This is a genomic window from Nocardia sp. No.11, assembly GCF_038752175.1.
GTDB classification, from domain to species: Bacteria; Actinomycetota; Actinomycetes; order Mycobacteriales; family Mycobacteriaceae; genus Nocardia; species Nocardia canadensis.
The window spans coordinates 1-14,668 of record NZ_JBCGFB010000140.1; the positions used below are offsets into that span (position 1 = coordinate 1).

Here is a 14,668-nt window from a genome sequence, read left to right on the forward strand (position 1 = left end):
CGGCCGCGGCGGGCCTGCTGATGGTGCTGTCGTGCGGCCCGATGTTCGACGGCGCCAACCAGTTTCCCGGCGTCGCGGCGCTGTGGCCGGTGGCCGCGGCCTGCCTGGTGATCGCCTCCGGCTTCGGCGCCGCGACGGTGACCGCGTGGCCGAACCGGCTGCTGGCCGGGCGCGTGTGCACCGAACTCGGGGCGCTGGCCTATCCGCTGTACCTGTGGCACTGGCCGATCCTGATCTTCTATCTGGCCGAGACCGGCCGCGCGCACGCCGGGCTCGTCGACGGGCTGGTGGTGATCGGCATCTCGCTGGTGCTGGCCGCCCTCACGACCCGGCTGATCGAGACGCCGCTGCGGCTGCCGCCCACCGGGCAGACGAGCGCGGCGGGCGGGCACCGCCTGACCGGCCCGCTGGTCACCGCGCTCGCCGTCACCGTGCTGGTCTCGGCGGTGGGCTGGCAGGTCGTGCTGCGGGCCAACCCGGCGGTGCCCCCGCAGGCGCTGGACTCCACGCGGTACCCGGGCGCGGCCGCGCTGCTCTCCGGTGCCGAGTACTCGCCGGAACCGATTCGCCCCACGGTGTTCGAAGGCCAGGCCGACACCCCGCCGCCGACGACCGACGGCTGCATCACCCCCAACCGCGAGGTCCGCACCTGCGTCTACGGCGACCCAGACGCGGCCCGGTCGATCGCGGTCGTCGGCGGATCGCACTCCGAGCACTGGATTCCCGCGCTGGAACTGCTCGGCGCCGAACACGGCATCCGGGTGATCTCCTATCTCAAGGAGGGCTGTCCGGTCACCCTGGCCGACCAGCCGTCCTATGCCGAATGGCCGTTTCCCGAGTGCCACGAGTGGTCGCAGGAGGTGCTCGACCGGCTGACCGCGGAGCCGCCGGACTGGGTACTGACGCTGTCCACGCGCTACCGCAAGGACGGCCTCGGCGACGAAGTGCCCGGCGAATACCTCGAGGTGTGGTCGGCCCTGCAGGATCGCGGCCTGAATGTGCTTGCGCTGCGCGACACTCCGCGCCTGCGCCGCGACGGCGTGCTCTACCGCGCCACCGACTGCCTGGCCCACCGCGGCGATCCGGACAGCTGCGGGCTCGATCGCGCCGCCGCTCTCGATGCCCGCGACCCGGCCGAGGAACCGGCCGCCGGCTACCCGAACGTCTACCTGCTCGACCTCTCCGATGCCGTCTGCCGACCGCAACGCTGTCGCGTGGTCGAGGGCAATGTGCTCATCTATCGCGACGAACACCACCTCACGGCCAGTTACGCGCGCTCGCTGGCGCCCGAACTCGGCCGTCAGATCGGGGCGATCACCGGTTGGTGGTAGCGCGAGGTTCCTCCGCGCACCGCGAATCCGGCTACCCTCGGTCGCGTGCGCCTCTCCCGCAAGACACCGGTCCTGCTCCTCGCGCTCGCCCTGATGCCCGTCGCGTGCTCGTCCGGACCGGACCAGCCGCAGACCGTCGCCGAGTCCTTCGCCGCCGCGCTGAGCAGCGGTGACGCGGCCGCCGCCGCGGCGCTCACCGATGCGCCCGAGCAGGCCCGCGCGACGCTGACCACCCTGTTCGACAACCTCGGCAAGACCGATTCGGTCCGCGTCTCGGCCACCGACGACACCACCTTCACCCTCGAATCGACGTGGAAATTCGGCCCCGAGGGCCGCGACGAGTGGACCTACACCAGCACGGGCGCCGCCACCGACGCCGACGGCTGGAAGATCACTTGGAACCCCACCACGGTCGCGCCCGGCCTGGAGCTCGGCCCGCTCAGCTACAGCCCCGTCTACCCGAAACCCGCGCGGGTGCTCGACGCCTCGGGCGGTGAGCTGATGACCGAGCAGGTGGTGACGCTGGTGAACGTCGCCCCGGACGCCGACCTGCCCGCGGTCGCCGCGCTGCTCGCGCCGCAGGGCGTCACCGAGGCCATGCTGCGGGCGGATCTGGCCGCGGCGCAAGGCAAACCGGTGGTCGCGGTCGCGCTGCGCGCGGCCGACATCGCCCCGGTGCAGCAGGCGCTGACCGGGGTACGCGGGGTGACGCTCGCGCCGCAGACCCGGCTGCTCACCGTCGACAAGAGCCTGGCCGGACCCACCACCGCCGGGCTGGCCGAACTGTGGCAGCAGCAGGCCGACAGCGCGGCGGGCTGGGCCGTGCGCGCGCAGACCGCCGAGGGCACCCAGCGCATCGCCGGCCCCGACGCCACCCCGACCGCCGACATCGCCACCACCGTCGACATCGACCTGCAGAACGCCGCCGAAGCCGCGCTGACGCCGATCGAGCAGCCCGCCGCGATCGTCGCGCTGCGCCCGTCGACGGGGGAGGTGCTCGCCGTCGCGCAGAACGCGCCCGCCGACGCCCAGGGCCCGATCGCGCTCACCGGCCTCTACCCGCCGGGGTCGACCTTCAAGACCGTCACCGTCTCGGCCGCGCTGCAGGCGGGCGGGGTCACCGTCGACACGGTGCTGCCCTGCCCCGGCCGCGCGACCATCGAGGGCCGCACGATTCCCAACGACAACGGCTTCGATCTCGGGCAGGTGCCGCTGCACACCGCCTTCGCCCGCTCCTGCAACACCACGATGGCCGAGCTGGGCGTGCGACTACCCGCCGACGGGCTCACCGCGGCGGCCGCGCAGCTGGGGTTGGGCGTGGATTATGTGACACCCGGGTTGACGACTGTCACCGGGAAGGTTCCGCCCGCGCAGAATCCGGCCCAGCAGGTCGAGTCGAGCATCGGCCAGGGCAGCGTCACCGCCTCGCCGTTCGGGATGGCGCTCGTCGCCGCCTCGCTCGCGCACGGTTCCGCGCCCGCGCCCGCCATCGTGCGGGGGCGTCCCGGCACCGCCGACCGCGCCTCCGCGCCGGTGCCCGCGAACGTGACGTCGCAGATAGAGACCATGATGAGCGAGACGGTGACCGCGGGCACCGCCACCGCGCTGCGCGATATCCCGGGGCTGCTCGGCAAGACCGGCACCGCGGAATATCTCGACGACAAGCACGCGCACGGCTGGTTCGTCGGCATCGACGGCGATCTCGCGTTCGCTGTCTTCGTGGCCGACGCGGGCAGCTCGGGCCCCGCCGTCGAAGCGGCCGGACGGATGCTGAGAGCCAAACGATGATCTATGTCACGCTCTGTGGGCGAGCAATACCCACGCTGCCGCACGCGGTCCACACCGGGCCAGCTACACTCGTCGACGGACCATATCCATGGTCAATACGCGGGATGTCACAATTTCGAGAAGGTTCGGAGTAGGCGCCATCGATACCGGTCAGAAGATCGCGGAGCATTACCGCCTGGTCGAGCGTATTGGTAGCGGCGGCACAGGCGTTGTATGGCGCGCTGTCGACGAACGCCTCCAACGCTCCGTGGCTGTGAAGCAGATCCACATCAAGCCCAGCCTGCCCGAGGGTGAGCGGGATGTCCTGCGTCAGCGTGCGATTCGGGAAGCCCGCAACGCGGCACGCTTCCAGCATCCCAATGCCATCGTGGTCTTCGACATCACCGAGCACAACGGTGACCCGTGCCTGGTGATGGAGTACCTCAAATCCGTCAGCCTGGCTGCCGAATTAGGGCAGAAGGGTCCGCTGCCGCTGACCGAGGTCGCCCGCATCGGCGAACAGGTGGCGTCCTCGCTGATCGCCGCCCACCAGGCGGGCCTGGTGCACCGGGACGTGAAACCGGGCAATATCCTGCTCGGCGACCACGGTGAGGTGAAGATCACCGACTTCGGCATCTCCCGCGCCGCCGGTGACGTCACCCTCACCGAGACCGGTCTCATCTGCGGTACCGCCGCCTACCTGGCGCCCGAGGTCGCGCGCGGCTCCGATCCGACGCCGGCCGCCGACGTGTTCGCGCTCGGCGCCACCCTGTTCCACGCGCTCGAGGGCGAGCCGCCCTACGGCGCCAACGCCAACCCGCTCGCGGTGCTCTACGCCGCGGCCAACGGCCAGGTGCGCGAGCCGCGTAACGCGGGCCCGGCGACCGACTTCCTGCTCGACCTGCTCAGTCCGGACCCGCTGGACCGGCCGACGATGACCGAGGCCCGCGACGCGCTGGCCGCGTTCGCCGACGCCGACGCGGTGCCCGCCGGGTTCGTTCCCGCCAGCGAGGCCTACGGCCGCCGCAATTCCGCGGCCGCGACCCAGGTCATCCGGCAGTCCGGCAACCGGACCTCGCACGCGGGCGCGTCCACCGCGACCACCCGGCAGATCCGGTCGAATCCGCGTCCGCCCGCGCGCCACGACACGGCCGCGCACCCGCCGACCGCGGCCCAGCCCGCGCCGCTGCCGCGCAAGCAGGCGGGCAAGGGCCGTGCGGTGCTGATCGGTTCCGGTGTCGGCGCGGTGGTCGCCGCGATCGCCGTCGCGGTCAGCGCCCTGAACAGCTCGGACTCGAATTCCCCGCAGGTGCAGGCGAATCCNCCGCTGCCGCGCAAGCAGGCGGGCAAGGGCCGTGCGGTGCTGATCGGTTCCGGTGTCGGCGCGGTGGTCGCCGCGATCGCCGTCGCGGTCAGCGCCCTGAACAGCTCGGACTCGAATTCCCCGCAGGTGCAGGCGAATCCGTCGACCTCGGTGCAGGCCTCGGCCGGTCCGGCGTCGAGCAGCGCGGCTCCGGTCGCGCTCGGACAGACCGCCAACGTCGGCACCGTCGACATCGGCTCGGCCGGCCTGCTGGTGGAGAACTTCTTCAGCAATCCGGCCGGTTCCTGGTCGCTGCTGACCCCGGCCGCGCAGAAGGTCTACGGCAGTGAGACCGCGTTCCGGGAGTACTGGAACGACCGCACCGTCGACACCTTCGCCAGCATCACCGCGGTCAAGGGCAACAACGCCGACGGCTCGACCGACATGCGCCTGGCCAGCATCACCATCAACGGTCAGACCAAGGCGATGGTCATGCGCGTGGTCAACTCCGGCGGCAGTCTGCGCATCGACGGCGACACCCGCTGACATCGGCGCGGTTCGCCCCGCGAACGACGAAGTGAGCACGGACCCGGCGGGGGTGACCCCGCCGGGTCCGTCGTCTTCGGCGGGATCTGCCGGAAATGCGGTGGCGGGCGACCGATAGGCTGGTACCTGACCTGAGCCCAGCACAGACAGGACTGCACCCCGATATGACTCCCCGCATCGAGCTCGCCCGCGTCGATCTGCGCGGTCGTACTCCTTCCGCTGCCGAGCTGCGCACCGCGCTGCCGCGCGGAGGAGTCGACGTGGACTCGGTGCTGCATCATGTGCGGCCGGTCGTCGAGGACATCCGCGACCGGGGCGCCGAGGCCGCGCTGGACTACAGCGAGAAGTTCGACGGTGTGCGCCCGGACGTGGTGCGCGTGCCCGTCGCGAAACTGGTCGAGGCGCTCGCGGAGCTGGATCCGGCCGTGCGGGCCGCGCTCGAGGTCGCGATCGAGCGGACCAGGAAGGTGCACGCCGATCAGCGCCGCACCGACACCGTCACCGAGGTGGTGCCCGGCGGCACCGTCACCGAGAAGTGGGTGCCGGTCGAGCGGGTCGGGCTGTACGTGCCCGGCGGCAATGCCGTCTACCCCTCCTCGGTCGTGATGAACGTCGTCCCGGCGCAGGCCGCTGGCGTGGAGTCGCTGGTGGTGGCCTCGCCGCCGCAGGCCCAGTTCGGCGGTCTGCCGCACCCGACGATCCTGGCGGCCGCCGCCCTGCTCGGCGTCGACGAGGTGTGGGCGGTCGGCGGCGCGCAGGCCGTGGCGCTGCTGTCCTACGGCGGCACCGACACCGACGGCGCCGCACTGGCGCCGGTCGACCTGATCACCGGGCCCGGCAACATCTACGTCACCGCCGCCAAGCGGCTGTGCCGCGGCCTGGTCGGCATCGATGCCGAGGCGGGCCCCACCGAGATCGCGGTCCTGGCCGACGCCACCGCCGACCCGGTGCACGTGGCCGCCGACCTGATCAGCCAGGCCGAGCACGATGTGCTGGCCGCCAGCGTGCTGGTCACCGACTCGGTGGCACTGGCCGACGCGGTCGACGCCGCCCTCAACGCCCAGCTCACCGTCGTCAAGCACGACGCCCGCGTGCGGGAAGCACTGAGCGGCAAGCAGTCCGGGATCGTCCTCGTCGACGACATCACCCAGGGCCTGCGCGTCGTCGACGCCTACGCGGCCGAGCACCTCGAGATCCAGACCGCCGACGCCGCCGCCGTCGCCGCGCGGGTGCGCAGCGCCGGCGCGATCTTCGTCGGGCCGTGGGCGCCGGTCAGCCTGGGCGACTACTGCGCGGGCTCCAACCACGTGCTGCCCACCGCGGGCTGCGCGCGGCACTCCTCGGGACTGAGCGTGCAGACCTTCCTGCGTGGCATCCACATCGTGGAGTACACCGAGGCGGCGCTGAAGGACGTCGCCGGGCACGTCGTCGCCCTGGCCAACGCCGAGGATCTGCCCGCGCACGGGCAGGCCGTGCAGGCGCGTTTCGAGGCCCTGTCGTGAGCACTCCGACCGTGCCCGGCGCCTCGGCGACCCTGGATCAGCTGCCGCTGCGCGACAACCTGCGCGGCAAATCGCCTTACGGCGCACCGCAATTGACCGTGCCGGTGCAGCTCAACACCAACGAGAACCCGCATCCGCCGAGCACGGCGCTGATCGACGACGTCGCCGAATCGGTGCGCGCGGCCGCCGCCGACCTGCACCGGTACCCGGACCGCGACGCCGTCGCCCTGCGCGCCGACCTCGCCGCCTACCTGACCCGCCAGACCGGCGTCCCCGTCGACGCCGCGAACGTGTGGGCGGCCAACGGCTCCAACGAGATCCTGCAGCAGCTGCTGCAGGCCTTCGGCGGACCCGGCCGCAGCGCACTGGGTTTCGTGCCCTCCTACTCGATGCACCCGATCATTTCCGAGGGCATCGACACCGAGTGGATCGAGGCCAAGCGCAGCGGCGACTTCTCCCTCGACATCGACTACGCCGTCGCCCAGATCGCCGAACGCCGACCCGACGTGGTGTTCGTGACCAGCCCGAACAACCCGACCGGGCACAGCATCCCGATCGACGAGCTCGAGCGGATCCTCGACGCGGCGCCCGGCATCGTCGTCGTGGACGAGGCGTACGGCGAATTCTCGGCGGCGCCGAGCGCGATCACGCTGATCGACCGGTTCCCGACCAAGCTGGTGGTCACCCGCACCATGAGCAAGGCCTTCGCCTTCGCGGGCGGTCGCCTGGGCTACCTGGCCGCCTCGCCCGCCGTGATCGACGCGATCCTGCTGGTCCGGCTGCCGTATCACCTGTCGGTGGTCACCCAGGCCGCCGCCCGCGCGGCCCTGCGCCACGCCGACGAAACCCTCGGCAGCGTGGCGGAATTGGCCGCCCAGCGCGACCGGGTCGCCGCCGCGCTGACCGCGCAGGGTTTCGCGGTGATCCCCAGCGACGCCAACTTCATCCTGTTCGGCCGGTTCACCGACGCCGCGCGCGCCTGGCAGCACTACCTCGACGCCGGGGTGCTCATCCGCGACGTCGGCATCCCCGGCTACCTGCGCGCCACCGTCGGTCTCGCCGCGGAGAACGACGAGTTCCTGCGGGTGAGCGCCGACATCGCGGCCACCGACCTGACCCACTGAACGCTGGAGGCAACGAGATGAGCAGAACAGCGCGGGTGGAGCGCGTCACCAAGGAATCGTCGATCCTGGTGGAACTGAACCTCGACGGCACCGGGCAGACCGAGATCTCCACCGGTGTCCCGTTCTACGACCACATGCTGACCGCGCTGGGCCAGCACGGCGGGTTCGACCTCGTGGTGCGGGCCGAGGGCGACATCGAGATCGAGGCGCACCACACGGTCGAGGACACCGCGATCGTGTTCGGCCAGGCGCTGGGCAAGGCCCTGGGCGACAAGAAGGGCATCCGCCGCTTCGGCGACGCGTTCATCCCGATGGACGAGACCCTCGCGCATGCCGCCGTCGACGTGTCGGGGCGGCCGTACTGTGTGTTCACCGGCGAGCCGGAACACCTGGTGCACACCATCATTCCCAGCGCGGGGCCCGGCGCGTCGTATTCGACGGTGCTCAACAAGCACGTCTTCGAGTCGATCGCGCAGAACGCGCGGATCGCGCTGCACGTGCGGGTGCTCTACGGCCGCGACCAGCACCACATCACCGAGGCCGAGTTCAAGGCTGTCGCCAGGGCACTGCGGGCCGCCGTCGAGATCGACCCGCGGGTGAGCGGCGTCCCGTCCACGAAAGGCGTGCTGTGAGTGCGAAGGTCGTCCTGCTCGATTACGGCTCCGGCAATCTGCACTCCGCCGAGCGCGCGCTGGTGCGCGCGGGCGCGCAGGTGGAGGTGACGGCCGATCCGCAGGCCGCGCTGGCCGCCGACGGGCTGGTCGTCCCCGGGGTCGGTGCGTACGCGGCGTGCATGGCCGGGCTGCGCGGGGTGCGCGGTGAGCGCATCATCGGCCAGCGGCTGGCCGGTGGTCGTCCGGTACTCGGGATCTGTGTGGGGATGCAGATCCTGTTCGATCGCGGCGTGGAGTTCGGCGTGGAGACCGAGGGTTGTGGCGAATGGCCGGGCACGGTCGCTCGCCTCGACGCGCCGGTCCTGCCGCACATGGGCTGGAACACGGTGAAGGCCCCCGCCGACAGCACCCTGTTCGCCGGGCTCGACGCCGACACCCGCTTCTACTTCGTCCATTCCTACGCGGCCCAGCAGTGGGAACTGCCGGAGAACGAGCACATCGCGCCCCCGAAGCTGACCTGGGCCGAACACGGCGTTCCGTTCCTGGCCGCCGTCGAGAACGGTGCCCTCTCGGCCACCCAGTTCCATCCGGAGAAGTCCGGCGACGCGGGCGCCCAGCTGCTGCGCAACTGGCTCGGGTCGCTGTAGTCGGAGGTCGACGCCCCTTGGAACCATACACACTGGGGTCGGTGTGTATGGTCGTTGGATGACCGCAGTACCGCCGCGCCCGAAACACCTCGACTCCCCGCGTCTGCCCACGATCTTCAAGATCATGGGCAAGACCCAGGTGTGGGTCTACCGACGCACCGGTGGTCGGATCGGCGGGAAATGGCGGGTCGGCGCGGGGTTCCGCAAGCCGGTCCCGACATTGCTGCTCGACCACCGCGGCCGCAAGTCCGGCGTCGAGTACACCACGCCGCTGCTCTACCTCCTCGACGGCGCCGACGTCATCGTCGTCGCCTCCCAGGGCGGACTGCCCAAACACCCGCAGTGGTACCACAATCTGCGCGCCACCCCCGACACCCACGTCCAGATCGGCCGGGACCGTCGCCCGGTCCGCGCCAGAACCGCCGACCCGCGGGAACGCGCCCGGCTGTGGCCCCTGCTCGTCGATGCCTACGCCGACTTCGAGCACTACCAGGCCTGGACCGACCGCGAAATCCCCGTCGTCGTCCTCGAGCCGCGCGAGCCCACCCGCTGAACGGGCGGGTGGGTCGCCGGTCCGCCGCCGATCAGGCGGTGGCGGCGTGGACCGCGGCGAGATGGCCGAAGACGATCGCGGGACCGATGGTCGCCCCGGGGCCTGCGTAGGTGTGTCCCATGACCGGCGCACTGGTGTTGCCCGCGGCGTAGAGGCCGTCGATGGTGGTGCCGTCGGTGCGCAGGACGCGGCCGTGCGTGTCGGTGCGCAGGCCGCCCTTGGTGCCGAGATCGCCGGGGACGAGCCGGGCGGCGTAGTAGGGGCCGGTGTCGAGGGCACCGAGGTTGGGGTTCGGGCGTTGGCGGGGGTCGCCGTAGTAGCGGTCGTAGGCGCTGGTGCCGCGGCCGAAGTCCGCGTCGACGCCGGTGCGGGCGAAGTGGTTGAACCGGGTGATCGTGGCGGACAGGCTCGCGGCCGGTACCCCGATCTTGTCCGCGAGTGCGCCGACGGTGTCTGCGCGCGTGAGGATGCCGGCATCGAACCAGCGCCGGGGCAGCGGCGCGCGCGGGGGAAGGCCGGCGAAGAGATAGCGGTTGCGGTAGCGCTGGTCGAAGATCAGCCACGCGGGCAGATTCTCGGCCGCGCCCTCGCCACGGCCGTGCCGGCCGCCGTACATGCGATGGGTGGCTTCGACATAGGGCAGGGATTCGTTCATGAACCGCTCCGCGCGGTCGTTGACGATGAGACTGCCGGGAAGATTGCGTTCGGAGACGCAGAAGAACGGCGTGCGCGGTAGCGGGATCGACGGGCCCCACCAGGCGTCGTCCATGAAGGCCGTGGCCGCGCCGATCGTCTGACCGGCGCGGATGCCGTCCCCGGTGTTGGCGGCCGCGCCCACGGTCCAGTCGGTGCCGATAGGCTCGCGCTGGTATCGCGCGCGCATCGTGGCGTTGTGCTCGAAACCGCCGCAGGCCAGAATCACCCCGCGCCGCGCGCTGATCACCCGCTCGGCACCGTCGCGGCGGACGACGGCCCCGACGACGCGGTCATCGGCCACGGCCAGTTCGACCAGGGCGGTATCCAGCAACAGCGGCACTCCGGCGTCACGCATCCCCAGGCGCAGCATCGCGCTCAGTGCCTGGCCACGGGCGAGAAGATGCCGCCCGCGCAGCGCGCCGCCGAGCCAGCGAGCCCCGATCCTGGCCGCCCGCAACGGGCTGCGCGGATTGCGCAGCCCCAGATGGATCTGCCGGAAGTCGGCCTGGGTCAGCACGACATTGCGGGGGGCCCGCAGATAGTCGGGCTCCATGGTGGCCAGCTCGTCGCCGAGACCGCGTGCGTCGAAAGGCTTCGGTTCGACCGATCGGCCACCGGCTCGACCGCCGGGTGCTTCGGGGTAGTAGTCGCTGTAGCCGGGAACCCAGCGCATCGCCAAGGGCGCGTGGCGGGCCAGGAATTCGAAGGCCGCGGGCCCGCGATCGAGGTAGGTGTCGATCATCTCCGGTGCGACGTCCGCCCCGACGATGTCGGCGAGGTAGGCGCGGGCGTCGTCGATGTCGTCGGGCGAGGACCGTCGGCCCAGCGCCGCGTTGCCCGGAATCCACACCCCGCCGCCGGAGCGGGCTGTCGAACCGCCCCAGCGGCTCGCCTTCTCGACCATCACGACCGTCAGGCCGTGGTGGGCCGCGGTGATCGCGGCGGCCATGCCCGCCGCGCCCGATCCGACGACCACGACATCCACCGTCTCGGGAATCACGCTGTCCTGCTGCATTGTTGCCTCTTCTGTCCGATACGGCGGGGGTCAGCGCGGGGTTCGCCAGCGGTCGTCTAGCACCGCGGCCACCGCCGCTTCGACACAGACCGGTAGCGAGGCCGAGGGGTTGTGCGCGCTACGCAACCACTGGAGATAGCCGAACTCGGCGGCCGCGAGCATCAGGTGCACCAGCAGCCCGGGGCGGCTGTCGGTGACCGGGTCGGTGTCCATCCGCTGCGCGGCCAGCTCGACCAGTCGCGCCCGATGATCCGGCGGGATCAGCGCGACACGGTCGAGCAGATGCGGCGCGGTGGCGAAGGCGGCGCGCCACTGCTCCAGCTCCTCGGTGCCCAACGCGGTCGAGCGGTCCAGGATCGCTCGGGCCAGTGCGGTATCCGCCGGTTCCGCCTCGGGGCGGCCCTCGAGCAGGGCGGCGATCCCGGCGCCTCCCTCCCGCACCGGGTCGAGCAGCAGATCCTCCTTGCTGCGCACGTGCCGGAAATAGGTACTCGGCGAGATCCCCGCCGCCGCCGCGATCTGCTCGGTGGTCACCTCGTCGAATCCGGACCGCGCGAACAACGCGAACGCCGCGTGCTGGATCTCGGCCCGCACCTGCCGCCGCTGCCTCTCCCGCAAGGACACCCCACACCTCCGTGCTCGCCTGACTGTTCCGTCTGTCGAAAGTATCTAGCTAAGTGACAGAGACTGTCAAGTAGATTGCTGGTGTCGATCGAGCGCGTAGGCTAGAAATCGCCTTCGCCGCACGGAGTCCGGGCGGCCGGGGGTCTCGGCGACCGCGTCATCCGGTGAACGGCACCAGGCCGGCCGTGCAGGTGGTGCCCGGTTCCGGGAGTCGCAGCTCGATGAGATAGCGCCGGGTGAGGTCGGTGACGCAGTCGCCGGCCGGTTCGTGGCCGTAGCCGTCGGTCACCACGACCAACCGCGCCTCGCCCATGGCCTCGGCGGCGTGCTGGGCGGCGGTGAGCGGGGTGGCCGGGTCGAAACGGTTGTTGAACAGCAGCGGGGGAACGGCGGCTCGTTGGGTCCACGGGCCGGTGTAGCGCTGGGGGTAGCCGTCGGCGGGGGCGGGCCAGGTGGCGCACGGCTGCCGGAGGTAGAGCCAGAACGGGCCGTAGACCGGCGCGCTGTCGGCGGATTCGGCGGCGAATTCGGGCCAGCGCTGCGGTTGCCGGGGAAGGGAATTGTCGGCGCAGGAGATGGCGACGAAGGAATCCAGGAAGTCGCCCGTCGATCCGATCGCGCTCAGGACCTGGTGCACCACAGCGGGATTCCCGGCGGGGCCGCGCTCGAACTCGGCCAGCAGCGCTGCCAGTGCGGGCCAGCCCTGGGCCGCGTCGTACAGCAGCATGGCGTGGGCTCCGACGACCTCGCTGTAGGTCACCGACACGGTCGTCGGTCCCTGACCGACGTGCAGGCCCGTCGTCTTCGCCCGGTCGAGCAGGGCGGTGTCGCGGGCGCGCAGCTCGGCCGCCGACGACGCGCCCGTGGCGAAGGCGCAGCGTTGCGGCCCGGCCGCCGCGCACAGGCGCAGGAATTCGCCGAGCACCTCCTCGGTGCCGAGCGCGGTCGCCTCGATGCCGGCGCGGGTGTCGGTGGTGTAGGAGACGGGGTCGAGGATCGAGGAGAGTTGCAGGGCGCGAACACGGTCGGCGAACAGGGCGCCGTAGACAGTGCCCAGGTAGCCGGCGTAGGAACCGCCCTGGTAGGTCAGGCGCTGGTCGCCGACCGCGCGGCGGAGAAGATCGAGGTCGCGGGCGGCGTCCACGGTGGTCAGGTGAGCGATCAGCGCGCCGTCGTGGTGCAAGCACCCGCGCGCGAGTCGCCGACTCGCGTCCTCGGTGGCGCTCTGCTGCAAGGCGTCGACCGGCGGCAGGGCCAGGGTGCGCCAGAACTCCCGCTGCGCACCGGAATCCGGGAAGCAGCGCACCGCGGAACTGCGTCCCACCCCGCGCTGGTCGAAGGTGACGACATCGAATCGCCTGCTCAGCTCGCCGGGGAACAGCTCACCTTTCGCCGCCCACGCCAGGCCCGAGCCGCCGGGTCCGCCCGCCGCGGTGAACAGGGTGCCGATGCGGTGCGCCGGGTCGCGCGCGGGCTGGCGCACCACCGCGAGTTCCAGGTGCTGTCCCGTGCGATCGGCGTAGTCCAGCGGCACCGCCACCCGGGCGCACTCGCTGCCCCGCAGCGGTTCCTCCGCGCACGGCGCCCAGTCGATCCTGGGTGTCGGCACGGCATCGGCCTGCGCCACCAGCTCGGCGACCGTGGCGGCCGAGTGGTTCGGCCGCTCGGCGGCGACGCAGCCGCCGAGGACGGTCGCCAGCGCGATCAGGACACCGCAGACGATCGATTTCGGAGTGACCATACCGATCATCTTCACGAGGTGGTGGGCGCGCTGTCGTCACCCGTTCGACGGAGGCGAAACCCTGATACCGCCCCGGTCGATCAGGGTCGGTGGTCGCCCAGCCGGGCGCGGTCGGCGGCCTCGGTGCCCGCGTCCCAGCCCTCGGCGCTGCGGATGGTGATGCCGCGGGCGCGGGTGGTGGGGAAATAGGTGGTGAAGGCTTGTTCGACGCGCAGGTCGTGGGAGGCCAGCAGCGGAAGCAAGGTGGTGGGGTCGGGGGACGCGGCGACGGTGGTGGCCGCGGCGGTGGTGAGGCGGTCGCCGATGCGGGTGGCGTAGGCGGTGAGGAAGGCCTTGCGATAGGCGCGCGAACGGGAGTCGGCCGCGGCCGACGGGGTGTCGATCATGGCCCGGGTGGCCTGCACGAGCAGGGAGGTCGACAGCAGTTCCACGGCGTCGAGGTCGGGGTCCTCGCCGACGACGGTGACGAAGTCCCAGTCGGCGACGAAGATCGCCCGGCACCGGTTGGCCCGGGCCACCAGGTCGATGAGCAGGGCCTTGGCCTCGGTGTAAGGGGTGTCGAGCCAGAGGCGACGCGCGCCGGGGAGGTCGCTGTCGACGGTGGGAGTCTCCAGCAGCACACGGTCGATCGCGTACTTGGTCATCAGTTCCTGGGCCTTGGCCGAGAGGGTTTCGGCCTCCTCGGGGAAGGCGGTGGACTCGGCCTTGGCGAGCAGGCCGCGAACCCGGCCGAGCGCCTTGGCGTCCACGTCGTGCTGCGCGGTCCGGTGCCGGCGCGCGGTGCCGGGCAGCGGCCGGATCGGCTCGAGTTTCGGCAGTCGCAGCAGGAGCCCGAGCGCTGCGACGACTGTGGTCACCGCTTCGGCGCCGGTGAGCAGCGCGCGGTCGGCCCAGGCGGTCAGGTGCGGTGGGGTCCACCAGACGGTGGCGCCGAGTTCGTCGAGTTGGGCCTGCCAGATCTCGTCCACGGTGTCGTCGGCGAACCGGGCGCGGTGATCGGCCATCAGATCGGTCAGATAGCCGACCGCGAATTCGTCGAGGCGACGGCGCGCGGCCTGGTGCACGTCCCCCGGCAGCCAGCCGAAGTCGAAGGCGTGGGCGATGATGCGGCGACCCGCCGACTCGACACCCGCCGCCACCTCCGGGCGCACCGGACCCGTGCCGGCCAGCTGCGCGACGAACCGCCGCACCCCGGCGGCGTCGCC

Annotated in this window: 12 protein-coding genes; 8 read left to right on the plus strand and 4 right to left on the minus strand. The window is 71.7% G+C overall.

Features of this window, described 5'->3' with window-relative positions; genetic code table 11:
• The 8 genes from V8688_RS27645 to V8688_RS27680 all read left to right on the plus strand — a co-directional run.
• A partial coding sequence (locus tag V8688_RS27645; protein ID WP_342802024.1) for an acyltransferase family protein occupies positions 1 to 1,331 on the plus strand: 1,331 nt, incomplete at its 5' end.
• Between the two features lie 93 nt (positions 1,332 to 1,424).
• A complete protein-coding gene (locus V8688_RS27650) occupies positions 1,425 to 3,119 on the plus strand; it encodes a penicillin-binding transpeptidase domain-containing protein (RefSeq protein WP_342802030.1) in 1,695 nt (564 codons plus the stop codon).
• 88 nt (positions 3,120 to 3,207) lie between these two features.
• Positions 3,208 to 4,947 (plus strand): serine/threonine-protein kinase, encoded by a 1,740-nt coding sequence (locus V8688_RS27655; RefSeq protein WP_342802025.1) that lies wholly within the window; start codon positions 3,208 to 3,210, stop codon positions 4,945 to 4,947.
• Between the two features lie 164 nt (positions 4,948 to 5,111).
• Positions 5,112 to 6,449: a histidinol dehydrogenase gene (hisD, locus tag V8688_RS27660; protein ID WP_342802026.1), complete on the plus strand. Its 1,338-nt coding sequence runs from the start codon at positions 5,112 to 5,114 to the stop codon at positions 6,447 to 6,449.
• Positions 6,446 to 7,573 carry a histidinol-phosphate transaminase gene (locus V8688_RS27665; protein ID WP_218717283.1) on the plus strand — a complete coding sequence of 376 codons (1,128 nt, stop codon included), beginning with the start codon at positions 6,446 to 6,448 and terminating at the stop codon, positions 7,571 to 7,573. The genes hisD and V8688_RS27665 overlap by 4 nt, the downstream gene beginning before the upstream one ends.
• A gap of 17 nt (positions 7,574 to 7,590) precedes the next feature.
• Positions 7,591 to 8,205 carry an imidazoleglycerol-phosphate dehydratase HisB gene (gene hisB, locus V8688_RS27670; RefSeq protein ID WP_030203827.1) on the plus strand — a complete coding sequence of 205 codons (615 nt, stop codon included), beginning with the start codon at positions 7,591 to 7,593 and terminating at the stop codon, positions 8,203 to 8,205.
• Positions 8,202 to 8,834, plus strand: a complete 633-nt coding sequence (gene hisH, locus V8688_RS27675; RefSeq protein ID WP_218717282.1) for an imidazole glycerol phosphate synthase subunit HisH — start codon at positions 8,202 to 8,204, stop codon at positions 8,832 to 8,834. Before hisB ends, hisH begins: the two co-directional genes overlap by 4 nt.
• Before the next feature lie 58 nt (positions 8,835 to 8,892).
• Positions 8,893 to 9,387 (plus strand): nitroreductase family deazaflavin-dependent oxidoreductase, encoded by a 495-nt coding sequence (locus V8688_RS27680; protein ID WP_218717281.1) that lies wholly within the window; start codon positions 8,893 to 8,895, stop codon positions 9,385 to 9,387.
• Between the two features lie 31 nt (positions 9,388 to 9,418).
• On the opposite strand, the gene kstD is transcribed toward V8688_RS27680, so the two are convergent.
• From kstD to V8688_RS27700, 4 genes are all read right to left on the minus strand, one after another.
• Positions 9,419 to 11,098 (minus strand): 3-oxosteroid 1-dehydrogenase, encoded by a 1,680-nt coding sequence (gene kstD / locus V8688_RS27685; protein ID WP_342802027.1) that lies wholly within the window; start codon positions 11,096 to 11,098, stop codon positions 9,419 to 9,421.
• A 30-nt stretch (positions 11,099 to 11,128) separates the two neighbouring features.
• Complete coding sequence (locus V8688_RS27690) at positions 11,129 to 11,722, minus strand: helix-turn-helix domain-containing protein (RefSeq protein ID WP_308248407.1); 594 nt, start codon at positions 11,720 to 11,722, stop codon at positions 11,129 to 11,131.
• A gap of 157 nt (positions 11,723 to 11,879) precedes the next feature.
• Positions 11,880 to 13,463 (minus strand): alpha/beta hydrolase, encoded by a 1,584-nt coding sequence (locus tag V8688_RS27695; protein WP_342802028.1) that lies wholly within the window; start codon positions 13,461 to 13,463, stop codon positions 11,880 to 11,882.
• An 80-nt stretch (positions 13,464 to 13,543) separates the two neighbouring features.
• Positions 13,544 to 14,668 (minus strand): DUF2786 domain-containing protein (locus tag V8688_RS27700; RefSeq protein ID WP_342802029.1); only part of this gene is annotated, 1,125 nt, incomplete at its 5' end.

What these genes read in the sequence shown, in the direction of transcription:
- V8688_RS27650 (WP_342802030.1), top strand. Translation starts at nt 1,425, where the DNA reads ATGCCCGTCGCGTGCTCGTCCGGACCGGACCAGCCGCAGACCGTCGCC.
- hisB (WP_030203827.1), top strand. Translation starts at nt 7,591, where the DNA reads ATGAGCAGAACAGCGCGGGTGGAGCGCGTCACCAAGGAATCGTCGATC.
- kstD (WP_342802027.1), bottom strand. Translation starts at nt 11,098, where the DNA reads ATGCAGCAGGACAGCGTGATTCCCGAGACGGTGGATGTCGTGGTCGTC.
- V8688_RS27695 (WP_342802028.1), bottom strand. Translation starts at nt 13,463, where the DNA reads ATGGTCACTCCGAAATCGATCGTCTGCGGTGTCCTGATCGCGCTGGCG.
- V8688_RS27680 (WP_218717281.1), top strand. Translation starts at nt 8,893, where the DNA reads ATGACCGCAGTACCGCCGCGCCCGAAACACCTCGACTCCCCGCGTCTG.
- hisD (WP_342802026.1), top strand. Translation starts at nt 5,112, where the DNA reads ATGACTCCCCGCATCGAGCTCGCCCGCGTCGATCTGCGCGGTCGTACT.